We start from the raw sequence: 15,684 nt of genomic DNA on the forward strand, positions 1-15,684 counted from the left end.
CACGACCGGCCGGCTCGACTCTTCTCATTTGCCGAACCGGTCGGGGACCGGCGCCATACGCGCCCTTGCCCTTCCCGGCCGAAGGTGCGATTGCCGGCCCTGCCACGTTTCCCGACGACCGACCCGAAGGGCGCCCATGAGCGGAAAACGCAACGTCCTGTGGATCATGGCCGACCAGTTGCGGTTCGACTATCTGTCCTGCGCCGGGCACCCGACGCTGGACACGCCGCATCTGGACGCGCTCGCCGCGCGCGGCGTCCGTTTCGACCGCGCCTATGTCCAGTCGCCCTTCTGCGGCCCGTCGCGCGCCAGCTACTACACCGGGCGCTACTGCCGGTCCCACGGCGCGACATGGAACGGTTTTCCGGTGCGCGTCGGCGAACCCTCGCTCGGCGACCATCTGCGCGACCTGGACGTGCGCTGCGCCCTGGTCGGCAAGACCCACATGGTTCCCGACCGGGAGGGAATGGCGCGCTTCGGCATCGACCCGGACTCGCCGATCGGGCGCAGCATCGCCGAATGCGGCTTCGAGCCGTTCGAGCGCGATGACGGGCTGCACCCCTTCGCCTCGGTCGACAAGGCGCCGGATTACAACGAATATCTGCGCCGGCTCGGCTTCGAGGCCGACAATCCGTGGGAGGAATGGGCCAATTCCGGCGAGGGGCCGGACGGCGAGATTCTCTCGGGCTGGCTGCTGAAGAACTCCGGCCTGCCCGCGCGCATCCCGGCCGAGCATTCCGAAACCGCCTACATGACGAACCGCGCCATGGAGTTCATGGCGGAAGCGGAAGCAAGAGAGCCGGATCGGCCCTGGCTGCTCCATCTCAGCTTCATCAAGCCGCACTGGCCCTATATCGCGCCGGCGCCCTACCACGACATGTACAGCGCCGACGATATCCTGCCGGCGGTGCGCTCCAACGCCGAGCGGCAGACCGACCATCCGCTCTACCGGGCCTATCAGGATTCGCGCATCTGCCAGACGATGGCGCGCGACGAGGTCCGGCGCGCGGTCATCCCGGCCTATATGGGCCTGGTCAAGCAGATCGACGACGAACTGGGCCGGCTGTTCGCCTGGATGGAGGAAAAGGGCCTGATGGAGAACACGATGATCGTGTTCTGCTCCGATCACGGCGACTATCTGGGCGACCACTGGATGGGCGAAAAGGACCTGTTCCACGAGCCGTCGATCCGCACGCCGCTCATTCTCTACGATCCCCGCCCGGAGGCGGACGCGACCCGGGGCAGCGCCAGCAGCGCCCTCGTCGAAGGGATCGACCTGGTCCCGACCTTCCTGGAATATTTCGGCGGCCCGGAGCTGCCCCATATCCTCGAAGGCCGCTCGCTGTCGCCGCTTCTGCGCGGCGCGGCGGCACCGTGGCGGCAATACGCCTTCGCCGAATACGACTATGCCACCCGCCCGGCCCGTGTTGCCTTGGGCGAACATGCGAACGACTCCCGGCTCGTCATGGTGTGCGATGCGCGCTGGAAATTCGTCTGGTGCAAGGCGCACCGGCCGATCCTGTTCGATCTGGAGAACGATCCGAAGGAACTGGTCGATCTGGGCGGCGACCCGGACCATGCCGAGGTCCGCGCCCGCATGACCGAAGCGATCCTGGAGTGGGCCACCCGCTTCCACGCACGCACCACGAAGACCCATGCCGAACTCGACCGGATCGCCGGCGGGGAACCGCGCAACATCCTGATCGGCATCTGGGACGAAGCCGACTACGAAGCCGCATTCGGCCACCCGTTCGACGAGCGTCCGGGATTCCGGAAGGCGCCGGCGGCAAAGCCGTAGTCACAATCCCGTTGGCCGCTCCGCTGCCCCCGAAACTGCCCTAGACAGTGCCGGTGGCCTCGGCTTAATTGCGCGCGCTGCACCGGCGGGCCCGACAACGCCGCGGCGGCCGTATCGGGAGGCGCTTGTTTGGAACTGATCCAGGTTCTGGTTGCCGGAATTGCGCAAGGCTGTGTCTACGGCCTGATCGCGCTCGGCTTCGTGCTGATCTACAAGGCGACCGAGCAGGTCAATTTCGCCCAGGGCGACATCATGATGCTCGGCATGTTCGCGGCCTTCACGCTGATCGCGATCGCCGGCTTTCCCTGGTGGCTCGGCGCGCTTATCGGCATCGCGATAACGGGTCTGTTCGGTTTCCTCCTCGACGCAGCCGTGCTGCGCCGGATCATCGGCCAGCCCCAGTTTGCCGTCATCATCCTGACGATCGCCGTGGGGTTCATCTTCCGGTCGGTCGCCGGCGGCGTGTGGGGCGCCGATCCGGTTTCCTTCGACACGCCCTACGGCGGCATGGTCATCACGATCGACGAGAACGAGACCGGCCGGACGGTCCTCGACGTCGCCGAACTGGCGATCATCCTCGGCACCGTCGTTCTGGTCAGCGCGCTCTATGCCTTTTTCCGCTTCACCCGGATCGGCGTCGCGATGCAGGCGTCGTCGCAGAACCAGCTTGCGGCCTACTATATGGGCATCCCGGTCAAGTATGTGATTTCGCTGATCTGGGGCATCAGCGCCGCGGTTTCGTGCATCGCCGGCATCCTGCTGGCGCCGAAGATCGCCACCTTCGATCCCGACGTCGGCTTTCTGGCGATCACGGCCTTTGCGGCGGCGGTGATCGGCGGCTTCGGCAGCCTGCCCGGCGCCGTTCTGGGCGGCCTCATCATCGGCATAACCGAGCAATTGGCCCAGGCCTACCTGCCCGGCGAATACGCCCGCAGCATCGCGCCGATTTCCGGCTTCATCATCCTGCTGGTCGTATTGCTGATCCGGCCCGACGGCCTGTTTGCGCAGATCCAGCGCAAGAAGGTGTAGCCGGCCCATGCGATTCGTCTTCAAGACCGACTACGACCAGGACGTCCGCTTTTTCAAGCATGCGGGCTACTGGCAATCCTACGGCTTCCTGTTCATCGCCGCGGTCACCGCGCCGCTTTATCTCGGCAATTTCGAAATCTCCGAGCTGACCCAGGCGATCAGCTTCGCCATCGCCGGGCTGGGCCTGATGCTGCTGGTGGGCTTCACCGGCCAGGTCAGCCTCGGTCACGCCGCCTTTTTCGGCATCGGCGCCTACGCCCAGGCCTGGCTGCTCGCCACCTTCGACATCGCCTTCCTCGTCGCCATGCCGATCGCCGCCGTCTTCACCGGCATCGTCGGCTTCCTGCTGGCCATCCCGCTCCTGCGCATGACGGGCATCTATCTCGCCATCGGGACGCTGGCGCTGTCCATCGTGCTCGAGCAGATCCTGAAGTCGTGGAAATCGGTCACCGGCGGGTTCGACGGCAAGGCGGTCGAACCGGCCTCCCTTATGGGCTACCAGTTCAACCCGGACAGCTGGGACTTCTACTATGTCGCCCTGGCGATCCTGATCCTGGTGCTGGCGCTGTGCGCCAACCTTCTGCGCAGCCCGACCGGCCGGGCCATGGTCGCCGTGCGCGATTCGGAGGTCTCGGCGCGCAGCATGGGCGTCAACATCGCCCGGACCAAGATCACCGCCTTCGGAATCAGCACCGCGATCACCGGCCTCGGCGGCGCCCTGTTCGCCCACAAGCTGCAATATCTGGCGCCCGACGGTTTCAACCTGATCATCTCGATCACCTTCCTGCTGATGATCGTCGTCGGCGGGCTCGGCTCCCTGCAGGGGGCGATTCTCGGCGCGCTGGTCGTGATCCTGCTGCCCCAGGCGATCACGATCATGAAGGATTACCTGCCGCCGTCGATCGGCCACCAGCCCGGCCTGGAGCCCGGCATCTTCGGCCTGATCCTGGTCGCCTTCATCCTGTTCGAGCCGATGGGCATCTACGGCCGCTGGCGCAAGATCAAGCTGTTCTTCGATATCTTCCCGGTCTACCGCAAGGCGACGTTCCGGCGTCAGAAGGCCTACCTGAAGACGGAGCGGATGCGGTGAGTGCGGTTCTGTCGGCCGACGATCTTACGATCCGCTTCGGCGGCCTGACCGCGGTCGACAGCGTGTCGTTCGAGGTGCGCGAATGCGAGGTCTACACGATCGTCGGCCCGAACGGCGCGGGCAAGACGACGATCTTCAACCTGATCAGCCGGATCTACGACCCGACCGAGGGCCGGATCCGCTTCGGCGGCGAGGACATCACCGAAATGCCGGCGCACCGGATCGCCGGCCTCGGCATCGCCCGGACCTTCCAGAATATCGAACTGTTCGAGCACGCGACCGTGCTGCACAACCTGCTGGTCGGGCGCCACTGCAAGAGCCGGACCAACGTGTTCGAGGAACTGGCCTTCCTGCCGAAGGTGCGCCGGGCCGAATACGAGCATCGCGAGAAGGTCGAGGAGGTGATCGACTTCCTCGATCTCCAGCCCTACCGCGAGCAGTATATCGCCAACCTGCCCTATGGCGTGCGCAAGGTCGTCGAGCTGGCGCGCGCGCTGTGCACCGAACCGAAGCTGCTGCTGCTCGACGAGCCGGCCTCGGGCCTCAGCGTCGAGGAAACGGAAAACGTCGCCTTCTGGATCGACGACATCAAGAACGACTTGGGAATCGCGATCCTCATGGTCGAACACGACATGTCGCTGGTGACGGAGGTTTCCGACCGGGTGATGGCGATGAACGACGGCCGGACCATCGCCGAAGGCACGTCGGACGAGGTCCAGAACCACCCCGATGTGCTGCGCGCCTATCTGGGAGCCTGAGGCGATGGCCGAAGCCCTGCCCGACCCCCTGTTGAGCGTACGCAATATTGAGACCTACTACGGCCCGATCATGGCGATCCGCGGCGTCAGCCTCGACGTGCCGAAAGGCCGGATCGTCACCGTCCTGGGCGCCAACGGCGCCGGCAAGACGACGATCCTGAAGACGATCAGCGGCGTCATGGACCCGCAAAAGGGCAGCGTGACCTTCGAAGGCGCCGAAATCCAGGGCCGCGACCCGGACTGGGTGGCGCGCCGCGGCATCGCCCATGTCCCCGAGGGCCGGGAGGTGTTTCCCTTCCTGACGGTGCGCGAGAACCTGCTGATGGGCGCCTTCGCCCGCTCCGACCGTCCGGCCGTCGCCGAAGACCTGGACATGGTCTACGGCTACTTCCCGATCCTGAAGGAGCGGTCGGAACAGCAGGCCGGCTATCTTTCCGGCGGCCAGCAGCAGATGCTCGTCATCGCCCGGGCCCTGATGGCGCGTCCCCGGCTCATGCTGCTCGACGAACCGTCGCTCGGCCTGTCGCCGATCCTGGTCAAGGAGATTTTCGGGATCGTGCGGCGCCTGAACGAGGAACAGGGTGTGACGATGCTGCTGGTCGAGCAGAACGCCAACATGGCCCTGCAGACCGCCAATTACGGCTATGTGCTGGAACTCGGGCGCATCGTGATGGACGACGAATGCGGCCGCCTGCTCGAGAGCGACGACATCAAGGAGTTCTATCTCGGCGTCAAGAAAGACGCGGTGCGCGGCAAGAAACGCTGGCGCCGCAAGAAAACCTGGCGCTGAGCCGGCGCGGCGGACGAGGACGACAGACGAGGACGACATGGACGGCCCAACCGGTACGACGACACCAGAGAGCATCGTCTTCGACGGCTGCGATACGCTGCCCGGACTGTTCCGCAAGCGCTACACGGGAGAGGCCGGCAAGGTCGCAATGCGCGAGAAGGACCTCGGCATCTGGCGCTCGATCTCGTGGGCGGACTATGGCGAGGCGGCCCGCAACGCCGGCCAGGGCCTGATGGCGATGGGGCTGGCGCGCGGCGACGTCGTCTCGATCCTGTCCGAAACCAACAAGGAATGGATGTTCGCCGATCTGGGCGCGATCTGCGCCGGCGCGTCGAGCAGCGGCGTCTACACGACGGATTCGGCCAAGCAACTCGAATATATCGTCAACGATTCAAGCTCGGCCTTCCTGTTCGTCGAGAACGAGGAGCAGCTCGACAAGTACCTCCAGGTCCGGGACCGGGTGCCCACGCTGCGGAAGGTCATCATCATGGATCTCGAAGGCCTGCGGGATTTCGACGATCCGATGACCATGAGCTGGGACGAGCTGCTCGAACTCGGCCGGCAATTCGGACGCGACAACCCGGCCGCCTGGGACGAACGGATCGACGGCTCCGCGCCGGACGATACGCCGATCCTGGTCTATACGTCCGGGACGACCGGCCCGCCGAAAGGCGCCATGATCTCCAACCGGAACGTCATCTTCCAGGTCAGCAACGCGAACGCGATGCTGCACTTCCGCGAGGGCGACAACCAGCTGGCGTTCCTGCCCCTGTGCCATATTGCCGAGCGCGGCTTCTCGATGTTCCTGTCGATCGCCTACAAGACGGTCGTCAATTTCGCCGAAAGCCCCGAAACCGTGGCGGAAAACGTCCGCGAAGTGGCGCCGCACTACCTGTTTGCCGTGCCGCGCGTGTGGGAAAAATTCTATTCCACCTTCACGATCCGGATGCAGGACGCGACCTGGACCGGCAAGCGACTGTACGACTGGGCGATCGGCGTCGGCATGCGCATGGCCGAACACCGGATCGAGGGCACGGCGCCGGGCGTCCGGGACCGCCTGCTTTACGCGATTGCCGGATTTCTGGTGCTGAACAACGTCAAGACCATGATCGGCCTGCGCCGCACGCGCTGGACCGCCACCGGCGCGGCGCCGATCTCGCCGGACCTGATCCGCTGGTATCTCGCCCTCGGCATCAACATGGTGGAACTGTACGGCCAGACCGAGAATACCGGGGTCGCCACGAGCAACCGGCCCGACGAATTCAAGGTCGGCACCGTCGGCCTGGCCCTGCCGAACACCGAAGTGAAAATCTCCGAGCGCGGCGAGATCCTGATCAAGGGGCCCCACGTCTTCAAGGGCTACCTGAACAACCCGGAAAAGACGGCGGAAACCGTAGTCGACGGCTGGCTGCACACCGGCGACGTCGGCTCGGTCGACAACCAGGGCTATTTCCGCATCACCGACCGCATCAAGGACATCATCATCACGGCCGGCGGCAAGAATGTGACGCCGTCGGAAATCGAGAACCAGCTGAAATTCTCGCCCTATATCGCCGACGCGGTTATCGTCGGCGACCAGCGCAAATTTCTGTCCTGCCTCGTGATGATCGACGAGGACACGGTGATGAAATTCGCGCAGGACAACAACGTGCCCTTCTCGAATTACGCCAGCCTGTGCCGCGCCGATGCGGTGCAGCGGCTGATCCAGGCCGAGATCGACGCCGTGAACCGGGATTTCGCCCGGGTCGAGCAGATCAAGGCCTTCCGGCTGATCGAACAGGTGCTGATGCCGGAGGACGACGAGCTGACGCCGACCATGAAACTCAAGCGCAGTTTCGTGAGCGCCAAATACAAGGAATTGATCGACTCGATGTATGAGGCGGCGTAACCTGAAAACCGCAGACCGTGCGGCGAAATCCGGCCGAGCGAACCGTTGCGCCGCCCGCTCCTGAACAAGCCTGCCACAGGGAGAAACATCATGAAAATCAGGATGAAAGCGTTGCTGGCCGGTGTTTCCGGCGTCGCGCTGGTCGCCTCCGCCGGCGCCACCGCGCAGACCCGCGGCGTGACCGACAAGGAAGTCGTCGTCGGCAGCCATACGGCGCTCACCGGCCCGGTCGCGCCCTGGGGCGTCGGCGCCACCACCGGCACGCGGATGGCGTTCGATGAAGCGAACGCGAAAGGCGGCGTCCACGGCCGCAAGATCAGGTTTATCGTCGAGGACCACGGCTACCAGGTGCCGAAGGCCGTCCAGGCCGCCAACAAGCTGCTCAACCGCGACAATATCTTTGCGATGGTCGGCGCGCTGGGCACGCCGATGAACAACGCCGTCCTGCCGCGCCAGATCAAGGCGAACGTGCCGAATTTCGTGCCGTTCACGGCGTCCCGGCAGATGATCGACCCCTTTCACAAGATGAAGTTCCTGGCTTTCGCGAGCTACTACGACCAGATGCGCGCCGCGACGAACTATTTCGTCAAGGAAAAAGGTTTCAACAAAGTCTGCGCCATGTACCAGGACACGGACTACGGGCGCGAAATCTCCCAGGCGGTGAACGATGAGCTGAAGGCGCTGAAGCTGAAGCTCGCCGGCGAGTCCGCGCACAGCCCGCGCGAAAAGTCCTTCGTCGGCGCGATCACCAAGCTGCGCAAGGCGGGCTGCCAGGTCACCATGATGGGAACGATCATCACCGACACCATCGGCCCGTTCCTGACCGCGAAGAAACTTGGCTGGAAGACGACCTTCGTCGGCAACATCGCGACCTACGACCTGATCGTCTCGGGCTTCAAGAAGGGCCTGATGAACGGCTATTACGCCATGACATCCTTCGAGATGATCTATCCGGACACGACCAACCCGGACCACAAGGCGTGGGCCGACGCCTACCAGAAATACGCCGGCAAACCGCACAACGGCGCGGCCCAGCTCGGCTACGGCAGCGGCATTCTGTTCCTGGAGGCCCTGAAACGCGCCGGCAGGAACCTGACGACCGACGGCTTCATCAAGGCGATGGAGAGCATCAAGAGCTTCGAGATGACGCTCGGCGGCCCGCCGCTCACCTTCGGTCCGAACGACCACCAGGGTTCGACCGACGCCTACCTGGCCGTCGTGGAGAACGCGCGCTGGAAGACGCTGACCAGGCCGCTCTCCTACTGACGCCCGCCCTGCGCCCCGCGCATGCGGCTTGACGCAGCGCCGCCGGCCGGTTGATCCGGCCGGCGGCGGCCCCTACTCTCCGCCGCGCTTCCATTACGCAGCGGAGGAACCATGACCGATCCGCAGGCCGGCGGCCCCCAAGCCGCCCAATCCGGCGTCGCCCTGATCGTCGGCGCCGGGGTGGCGACCGGCAGCGCCATCGCCCGGCGCTTCGCCCGCGAGGGCTTTACCATCTGCGCGACCCGGCGCGACCGGGCGGACGGCCTGAAGGACCTGGCCGCCGACATCGAAGCGCTCGGCGCCAAAATCCACACCTTCGCCTCCGACGCCCGCAAGGAAGAGGCGGTCGTCGAACTCGTCGACACGATCGAGGGCACCGTCGGCCCGATCGAGGTCTGCGTTCACAATATCGGCGCCAATGTGCGCTTCGATATCGGCGAGACGACCTCCCGGGTCTATTACAAGGTCTGGGAAATGGCGGCCTTCAGCGCATTCCTGCTCGGCCGCGAGGTCTCGCAACGGATGGTGCCTCGGGGCCGCGGCACGATCGTCTTCACCGGCGCTACGGCGAGCGTCCGCGGCGCCGCCGGCTTCGCCGCTTTCTCCGGCGCCATGCAGGCCAAGCGGGCGCTGGCCCAGGCGATGGCGCGCGAACTGGGGCCGAAGGGCATCCACGTCGCCCACACCGTGATCGACGGCCCGATCGACACGCCCTGGACCCGCGAACTGATGCCGAACCTGATCGCCGAGCGGGACTGGGACGACAACCTGTTGCAGCCCGACCATATCGCGGAAATGTACTGGCAGATCCATTGCCAGCGGCGGACGGCCTGGACCTTCGAGATGGACATGCGGCCCTGGGCCGAACCCTGGTAGCCCCGCAGAAAAGGCCTGCAGAAAAGGAAAGACCGCACGCATGAGCAAGACCGTCGAATTCTGGTACGACGTGCAGAGCCCCACGGCCTACCTGGCCCACTGGCAGTTGAAGAAAATCGCCGCGCGCACCGGCGCCACGATCGATTACCGGCCGATGCTGCTGGGCGGCGTGTTCAAGGCGACCGGCAACCAGACGCCGGTCAACGTCAAGCCCAAGGGCAAGTGGATGTTCTTCGACATGCTTAATTACGCGCGGAAATACGGCGTGCCGCTGAAGTCCAATCCCTATTTCGTCTTCAGTTCGCTGCCCCTTATGCGCGGGGCGATTCTGGCCCAGCAGCGCGGCGAGCTGGATCTCTACAACGACACGATCTTCTACGGCATCTGGCGCGACGCGAAAAATCTCGGCGATCCGGCGGTCATCGTCGAGACCCTCAAAGAGGCCGGCATGGACGCCGGCGCCTATGTCGAAGGCATCCAGCAGCAGGCCGTGAAGGACAGGCTGATCGCCAACACCGAGGAGGCGGTCGGGAAAGGCGTGTTCGGCGCGCCGACCTTCTTCGTCGGCGACAAGATGTGGTGGGGCCAGGACCGGCTGGACTGGGTCGAAGAGGAACTGGCGGCGTGAGCGCCGAACTGACGAAGCTGTTCACCGAGCATACCGTCCCGATGGCGCGGACCCTCGGAATCGAACTGGTCGATGTCGATCCCGACAGGGTCGTCGCAAAGGTCGAGGCGCGCGCAGAGCTGAGCACGTCGGCAGACGCCATGCACGGCGGCGCGATCATGGCGTTGGCGGATACGCTCGGCGCCATCGGCACGGTCGCCAACATGCCGCGCGGCGCGCGCACCACCACCATCGAGAGCAAGACCAACTTCTTCCGGGCGATCCCGGTCGGCTCGACGCTCACCGCCGAAGCGACGCCGCTGCACAAGGGCCGCACGACCCAGGTCTGGCAGACAAGGCTGACCGGCGAGAACGGCAAGCTGGCGGCGCTGGTTACCCAGACCCAGATGGTGCTGTACCCGGAAGGGGAGTAACGCGGCGGGTCTTGTTCCGGTTTGACGCTTCGTGTCCGCCGGAGGCGGTTCCTCTGTCTGTCGTTTCGACCGGAGCGCCTACCCTCCTTCCCGTCATTTCGACCGAGCGAAGCGAGTGGAGAAATCTTTCACCCGCGATGCCGGGACCGGCGCGCCGAAGGAAAAGGATTTCTCCGCTCCGCCCCGGATTGAATCGGCAGTGTTACACTTGACATACCAAAAATAACCCCATATTAGGGTCAGGAGGTAGTCACCTATGGCCCGTTCAATCCTTTCCGCCCCTCACTTCCACAACGAAGATGCGGCTTTCTCATACGTTGAAAAGACCCTGTGGCCGGACGGCCCCTATTGCCCGCGCTGCGGCGCTACGGGCGATCATATCCGCAGGTTGAAGGGCAAGACGACCCGGAAGGGATTGCACAAGTGCTACGCCTGCCGGAAGCCGTTTACCGTCAGGATCGGGACGATCTTCGAGTCGTCGCACCTGCCCTTACACATGTGGTTGCAGGTCATTCATCTGATGTGCGCCAGCAAAAAGGGTATTTCGACCCGACAGATACAGCGGATGCTTAAGTGCAGCATGAAAACCGCTTGGTTCCTGACCCATCGTATCCGCGAGGCCATGAAAGACGGGTCGCTTGGACGGCTGGGTGGCGAAGGCAAGGCCGTCGAAGCCGACGAAACCTTTATCGGCGGCAAGGAAAAGAACCGCCATCGCAGCAAGCGCGCCAATGTCCGCCTCGGCGGCAGTTGGGGCAAGGAAACCGTCCTGTCCTTGGTCGAGCGCAACGGCCGCGTCCGCTCCATGCACGTTGCCAGCGTCACCGCCGCTAATCTGCGGCCGATCTTGGTGGGCCAGGTTGACGGCAAATCGAAACTGTACACCGACGACGCAGGCCAGTATCGCCACATGGGCCGGGATTTCGCCCATGAGCATGTGAACCATAAGGCCAAGGAATACGTTCGCGGAGACGCGCACACCAATACCGTCGAGAACTATTTCAGCATCCTGAAGCGCGGAATCACCGGCTGCTATTTCCATGTCAGCGAAGCGCACCTGCATCGCTATTTGGCAGAGTTCGATTTCCGGTACAGCAACCGCGAGGGCTTGGGTGTGGACGATACGGCGCGCGCCGAGGCGGCGCTGAAGGGCTTCCGTGGCAAGCGCCTCACCTACGAAACAGCTAACGCGTAAGCGATCGCCGAACGAGAAAACCCGGTACTGGCGCGCATGGGCGCGGCTGCCGGCGCAAGACCCGCAGATGGCTTTCTTCTTCGTCCTTGAGGACTGAAGGGCTGTCGGGTATTGTCTCGCCATGAGCAAGAAACCCACACCGAAGCCGCGCCCGAAGCCCGACGATCCCGAACAATACAGACGGTTTATCGAAACCGCCAAAGAGGTCGAGGCAGATGGCGACGCTGAGGTACTGGACAAAGCCCTCGCAGAGATTGCCGCCCATGACAGACGATGAAAGGGATATGGCCGTTGGCCGCTTGATTCGCCTGAGAGCGGAGACCGAGCAGGATCTGAAGACTGCACAGTGCGACGCGGCGCAGCACCTCCGAACGCTTCGGAAATGGATCGCTTGGTTTGAGGCCGAAGGCGACGGCGTCGAGCGCCCCATGTCCAGCCCCTCCCATGAGGAACTTGAGGCAACGGCGCGCGCCCTCCGGGATACCAAGAAGCGGCTGGCCAACCTTGAGTTGGGCATTATCGATGGCTGCTAACGATCATCCGTCGGCAAACGTTTACTGAGCCGGGACTTTCCTTAATACCCAAGACGCCGATAGTCTATTGGTAATCGGTCTTCGGATGTGCAACCATCATAGGAGACAGTTTGTCGTATAGCGGCGGATTATGAGGATGATTGATTAAGTGGCCCCTTATGACAAAGGCACAGATATCCGCTAGTTGAAGAAGCGGAGATTGTTTCTTTTCTGCCCAATGCACCGTATCCCGAATGTGGCGAAGGGGTAAATACTTCCTGTGCCAGCCGCGGCGTGATAAGGTTTTATTTTGCGCCCATAACTGAACGTCACGTACAACTTTCTTAACTTCAGGGCGATCTTCCGCAATAAGGAGCGCGATTTCGTCGGGCCAAATGTCTCTTAGTACTTTTTCAACCACACACACACACTGGAAAAATGCAAGAGAGTGGACAACAGCGTCACGCCCTCGTTCGTTAATAGTAACATCTGGCGGCGTCGCAATTAGTTCGTCGCGCGGGCAATCGCCATAAACAACCGGCAGGTCGAATCTTCCGAGGGTCTCGATTAGGTCGAGCAAAGTTTCGAGCCGACGATCAAGAGGCCACACATCACGATCCTTAAAGTATTTCGTTGCACTCCAAATGTTAGTGGCGTGAAAGAAAAAACTGTCTCGATCCGCTTCCGGTATATGCTTTCTAACTAGATATGCCAGATGTTCTTCAACAGCGATCATCTGGCGGTCGCCGTCAACGATAACGCCAGCGACCACGGCCAACGGCTCCTTCCTTGAAGTGCCGCTTTCATCCAAGTAGACAACGCGCACGAGCCGCCGCCCCGCTAATGGCGAGCCGTCAAACGCTCGCACCAATGGTAAATTCATTTTACTCTCCCCGGATTTGGTACGGCAAGTGTAACGTTGCCGATTGAATCCGGGGTTCCGGTCGAAATGACGGAAAGGGCAGGCAGCGCATCCCGGGCGAAGCGCCCTACCGCCGGCGCTTGCGTTCCCGCGACAGGGATTCGATGACGCCGCGCAGGCCGCGGACTTCCGAATCGGTCAGCTCCGCCCGGTGGAAGATGTTGCGCAGGTTGCGCACCATGACCGGGCGTTTCTCCGCCGGAATGAAATGACCGGCCTCGTCGAGCGCGCCTTCGAGATGCGCGAACATGTTGAGCAGATCGCTTTGCAGCGCCGGCCCGTCGGGCGTCCCGGCACCCGAACCCGGCCTGGCCGCTTCCGCTGCCGCCGGACCGGCGCTCCACCATTCCCAGCCGACCAGCAGCACGGCCTGGGCGAGGTTGAGCGACGTGTGCGCCGGATTGAGCCGGGCCTCGATGATCGTGCCGGCCAGGACGACGTCGTCGTTGTGCAGCCCCTTGGATTCCTTGCCGAACAGGATGCCGTTGCGCGCGCCCGCCGCTTCGGCCCGGCGCATCGCGATGCCGGCCTCGCGCGGGCCGAGCACCGGCTTGTTCATGTCGCGCGGCCGGGCGGTCGTCGCATAGACATGGTGCAGGCCGTCCAGCGCCGCAGCGGCAGACTCATAAAGCCGGGCCGTTTCCAGAATTGGTTCGGCGCCGGAAGAGGCCGTAACGGCGGTCTCGCTGGGCCAGCCGTCCCGCGGATTGACCAGCCGCAGGTCGGACAGGCCGCAATTCATCATGGCGCGCGCGGCCGTACCGATATTCTCGCCAAGTTGCGGTTCGACCAGGATGATCGCGGGGGGTTCGCTATCGGCCATTCCCGTTGCGGCTGTCGGCGTGGCGCAGCAGCTTCCAGTAGATCGCGTCGCGCAGCGCCTCGTAGGAGGCTTCGATGATGTTCGCCGAAATCCCGACGGTCGACCAGCGCAGGCCGCTGCCGTCGGTCGATTCGATCATCACCCGCGTCACCGCGGCGGTGCCCTCCTGCGGCGTCAGGATGCGCACCTTGTAGTCGGTCAGGCGCATATCGGCGAGTTCGGGATAGGCGCGCAGCAGGGCCTTGCGCATGGCGTCGTCCAGCGCGTCGACCGGCCCGTTGCCCTCGCCCGCTTCCAGGAAAGGCTCGCCGCCGACATCCAGCTTGGTCACGGCGGTGGACACCGTGGTCAGGCTGCCGCGCGCGTTGTAGCGGCGCTCGGTCTCGACCCGGAAGCTCTCCATGGTGAAGAATTTCGGCAGGCCCTGCAGCAGCTTCCGGGCCAGCAGTTCGAAACTCGCCTCGGCGCCGTCATAGGCATAACCGTCGTGCTCTCGCGCCTTCACGTCCTCGACCAGCCGGCCGATCTTCGGGTTGTCGGCGGCGATCTCGATCCCGGCATCGGCCAGCCGCGCCAGGACGTTCGAGCGGCCGGCCTGATCCGATACCACGATATGCCGCCGGTTGCCGACCAGGGCCGGGTCGATATGCTCGTAGGTCCGGGGGTCCTTCTGGACGGCCGAGACGTGCAGCCCGCCCTTGTGGCTGAACGCGCCTTCGCCGACATAGGCCTGGCTGCGGTCCGGGCTGCGGTTGAGCAGTTCGTCGAGCATGTGGGACACGGAGGTCAGCCGTTCGAGCTGCGCCGGCGCAATGCCGGTCTCGTAGTCCGTCTTCAGCGCCAGGGTCGGGATCAGGGAGATCAGGTTGGCGTTGCCGCAGCGCTCGCCCAGCCCGTTGATCGTGCCCTGGACCTGCCGCGCCCCCGCCTCGACCGCGGCCAGCGAATTGGCGACGGCGTTCTCGGTATCGTTATGGGCGTGGATGCCGAGATGCGAGCCGGGGATATGCCGCGCAACCTCGGAGACGACGCGGTAGACCTCGTCCGGCAGGGCGCCGCCATTGGTATCGCACAGCACGATCCAGCGCGCGCCGGCGTCGTAGGCGGCTTTCAGGCAATCCAGGGCGAACTGCGGGTTGGCCCTGTAGCCGTCGAAGAAATGCTCGGCATCGAACATCGCTTCGTCGAGCCGCCGCGTCGCCAGGGCGATGCTCTCGGCGATCATCGCGATGTTTTCCCCGGGCGTCGTTTCGAGGGCGATATCGACGTGAAAATCCCAGGTCTTGCCGACCATGCAGACGGTGCGCGCCTTCGTCGTCAGGATGGCGGTCAGCCCCGGATCGTTCTCCGCGCTACGCCCCGGCCGGCGGGTCATCCCGAAGGCAGTGAATTTCGCCGTCTTCAGGGCCGGCGGCGCCTCGAAGAAAAGGTCGTCGGTCGGGTTGGCGCCCGGCCAGCCGCCTTCGATGTAATCGACGCCGAGCGTATCCAGGGCTTCGGCGATCGTCGTCTTGTCGCGCACCGAAAAATCGACGCCCCGGGTCTGGGCGCCGTCCCGCAGCGTGGTGTCGAACAGATAGATGCGCGTGTCGTCGGCGCTCACACCGGCTCTCCGAACCGAAACCGTCAGGCCGGACAGTTACCACCGGCAGGCGGCCGAAATGCTGCGACACGGCCTCACAGGGCGCGTTTGACG

The 15,684-nt window shown here is 64.1% G+C and carries 16 protein-coding genes; 13 read left to right on the top strand and 3 right to left on the bottom strand.

Going from position 1 to position 15,684, the window contains the following annotated elements; genetic code table 11:
- Nucleotides 1-136: 136 nt before the first annotated feature.
- From OXM58_19530 to OXM58_19590, 13 genes are all read left to right on the top strand, one after another.
- Nucleotides 137-1,798, top strand: coding sequence for a sulfatase-like hydrolase/transferase (locus OXM58_19530; protein ID MDE0150554.1), 1,662 nt, complete (start codon nt 137-139; stop codon nt 1,796-1,798).
- A 129-nt stretch (nt 1,799-1,927) separates the two neighbouring features.
- Nucleotides 1,928-2,827: a branched-chain amino acid ABC transporter permease gene (locus OXM58_19535; GenBank protein ID MDE0150555.1), complete on the top strand. Its 900-nt coding sequence runs from the start codon at nt 1,928-1,930 to the stop codon at nt 2,825-2,827.
- Nucleotides 2,828-2,834: 7 nt separating this feature from the next.
- Nucleotides 2,835-3,917, top strand: a complete 1,083-nt coding sequence (locus tag OXM58_19540) for a branched-chain amino acid ABC transporter permease (protein ID MDE0150556.1) — start codon at nt 2,835-2,837, stop codon at nt 3,915-3,917.
- Nucleotides 3,914-4,675: an ABC transporter ATP-binding protein gene (locus tag OXM58_19545; GenBank protein MDE0150557.1), complete on the top strand. Its 762-nt coding sequence runs from the start codon at nt 3,914-3,916 to the stop codon at nt 4,673-4,675. The genes OXM58_19540 and OXM58_19545 overlap by 4 nt, the downstream gene beginning before the upstream one ends.
- Before the next feature lie 4 nt (nt 4,676-4,679).
- On the top strand, nt 4,680-5,465 hold the full coding sequence (locus OXM58_19550) for an ABC transporter ATP-binding protein (protein MDE0150558.1): 786 nt from the start codon (nt 4,680-4,682) through the stop codon (nt 5,463-5,465).
- A gap of 37 nt (nt 5,466-5,502) precedes the next feature.
- On the top strand, nt 5,503-7,353 hold the full coding sequence (locus OXM58_19555) for a long-chain fatty acid--CoA ligase (GenBank protein MDE0150559.1): 1,851 nt from the start codon (nt 5,503-5,505) through the stop codon (nt 7,351-7,353).
- 90 nt (nt 7,354-7,443) lie between these two features.
- Complete coding sequence (locus OXM58_19560; GenBank protein ID MDE0150560.1) at nt 7,444-8,619, top strand: ABC transporter substrate-binding protein; 1,176 nt, start codon at nt 7,444-7,446, stop codon at nt 8,617-8,619.
- A 111-nt stretch (nt 8,620-8,730) separates the two neighbouring features.
- Complete coding sequence (locus OXM58_19565; GenBank protein MDE0150561.1) at nt 8,731-9,495, top strand: SDR family NAD(P)-dependent oxidoreductase; 765 nt, start codon at nt 8,731-8,733, stop codon at nt 9,493-9,495.
- 40 nt (nt 9,496-9,535) lie between these two features.
- Nucleotides 9,536-10,123 (top strand): 2-hydroxychromene-2-carboxylate isomerase, encoded by a 588-nt coding sequence (locus OXM58_19570; protein MDE0150562.1) that lies wholly within the window; start codon nt 9,536-9,538, stop codon nt 10,121-10,123.
- Nucleotides 10,120-10,536, top strand: coding sequence for a PaaI family thioesterase (locus OXM58_19575; GenBank protein MDE0150563.1), 417 nt, complete (start codon nt 10,120-10,122; stop codon nt 10,534-10,536). The genes OXM58_19570 and OXM58_19575 overlap by 4 nt, the downstream gene beginning before the upstream one ends.
- Nucleotides 10,537-10,792: 256 nt before the next feature.
- Nucleotides 10,793-11,731 (top strand): IS1595 family transposase, encoded by a 939-nt coding sequence (locus tag OXM58_19580; protein ID MDE0150564.1) that lies wholly within the window; start codon nt 10,793-10,795, stop codon nt 11,729-11,731.
- Between the two features lie 121 nt (nt 11,732-11,852).
- Nucleotides 11,853-12,008, top strand: a complete 156-nt coding sequence (locus OXM58_19585) for a hypothetical protein (GenBank protein MDE0150565.1) — start codon at nt 11,853-11,855, stop codon at nt 12,006-12,008.
- Nucleotides 11,995-12,264 carry a hypothetical protein gene (locus OXM58_19590; protein MDE0150566.1) on the top strand — a complete coding sequence of 90 codons (270 nt, stop codon included), beginning with the start codon at nt 11,995-11,997 and terminating at the stop codon, nt 12,262-12,264. The genes OXM58_19585 and OXM58_19590 overlap by 14 nt, the downstream gene beginning before the upstream one ends.
- Nucleotides 12,265-12,328: 64 nt before the next feature.
- Here OXM58_19590 and OXM58_19595 read toward each other — a convergent pair whose 3' ends face one another.
- The 3 genes from OXM58_19595 to cimA all read right to left on the bottom strand — a co-directional run bounded on the left by OXM58_19595 (nt 12,329) and on the right by cimA (nt 15,591).
- Nucleotides 12,329-13,126, bottom strand: coding sequence for a DUF3800 domain-containing protein (locus OXM58_19595; protein ID MDE0150567.1), 798 nt, complete (start codon nt 13,124-13,126; stop codon nt 12,329-12,331).
- 106 nt (nt 13,127-13,232) lie between these two features.
- Nucleotides 13,233-13,988, bottom strand: a complete 756-nt coding sequence (locus OXM58_19600; protein MDE0150568.1) for an RNA methyltransferase — start codon at nt 13,986-13,988, stop codon at nt 13,233-13,235.
- A complete protein-coding gene (gene cimA, locus OXM58_19605) occupies nt 13,978-15,591 on the bottom strand; it encodes a citramalate synthase (protein MDE0150569.1) in 1,614 nt (537 codons plus the stop codon). The genes OXM58_19600 and cimA overlap by 11 nt, the downstream gene beginning before the upstream one ends.
- Nucleotides 15,592-15,684: the final 93 nt, after the last annotated feature.

The organism is Rhodospirillaceae bacterium, from assembly GCA_028819475.1.
Classification (GTDB): Bacteria; Pseudomonadota; Alphaproteobacteria; order Bin65; family Bin65; genus Bin65.

Bases quoted from the DNA above. Each gene is read 5' to 3' on its own strand.
- OXM58_19555 (MDE0150559.1), top strand. From the start codon at position 5,503: ATGGACGGCCCAACCGGTACGACGACACCAGAGAGCATCGTCTTCGAC.
- OXM58_19600 (MDE0150568.1), bottom strand. From the start codon at position 13,988: ATGGCCGATAGCGAACCCCCCGCGATCATCCTGGTCGAACCGCAACTT.
- OXM58_19565 (MDE0150561.1), top strand. From the start codon at position 8,731: ATGACCGATCCGCAGGCCGGCGGCCCCCAAGCCGCCCAATCCGGCGTC.
- OXM58_19540 (MDE0150556.1), top strand. From the start codon at position 2,835: ATGCGATTCGTCTTCAAGACCGACTACGACCAGGACGTCCGCTTTTTC.
- OXM58_19595 (MDE0150567.1), bottom strand. From the start codon at position 13,126: ATGAATTTACCATTGGTGCGAGCGTTTGACGGCTCGCCATTAGCGGGG.
- OXM58_19580 (MDE0150564.1), top strand. From the start codon at position 10,793: ATGGCCCGTTCAATCCTTTCCGCCCCTCACTTCCACAACGAAGATGCG.
- OXM58_19570 (MDE0150562.1), top strand. From the start codon at position 9,536: ATGAGCAAGACCGTCGAATTCTGGTACGACGTGCAGAGCCCCACGGCC.
- OXM58_19530 (MDE0150554.1), top strand. From the start codon at position 137: ATGAGCGGAAAACGCAACGTCCTGTGGATCATGGCCGACCAGTTGCGG.
- OXM58_19560 (MDE0150560.1), top strand. From the start codon at position 7,444: ATGAAAATCAGGATGAAAGCGTTGCTGGCCGGTGTTTCCGGCGTCGCG.
- OXM58_19550 (MDE0150558.1), top strand. From the start codon at position 4,680: ATGGCCGAAGCCCTGCCCGACCCCCTGTTGAGCGTACGCAATATTGAG.
- OXM58_19590 (MDE0150566.1), top strand. From the start codon at position 11,995: ATGACAGACGATGAAAGGGATATGGCCGTTGGCCGCTTGATTCGCCTG.
- OXM58_19585 (MDE0150565.1), top strand. From the start codon at position 11,853: ATGAGCAAGAAACCCACACCGAAGCCGCGCCCGAAGCCCGACGATCCC.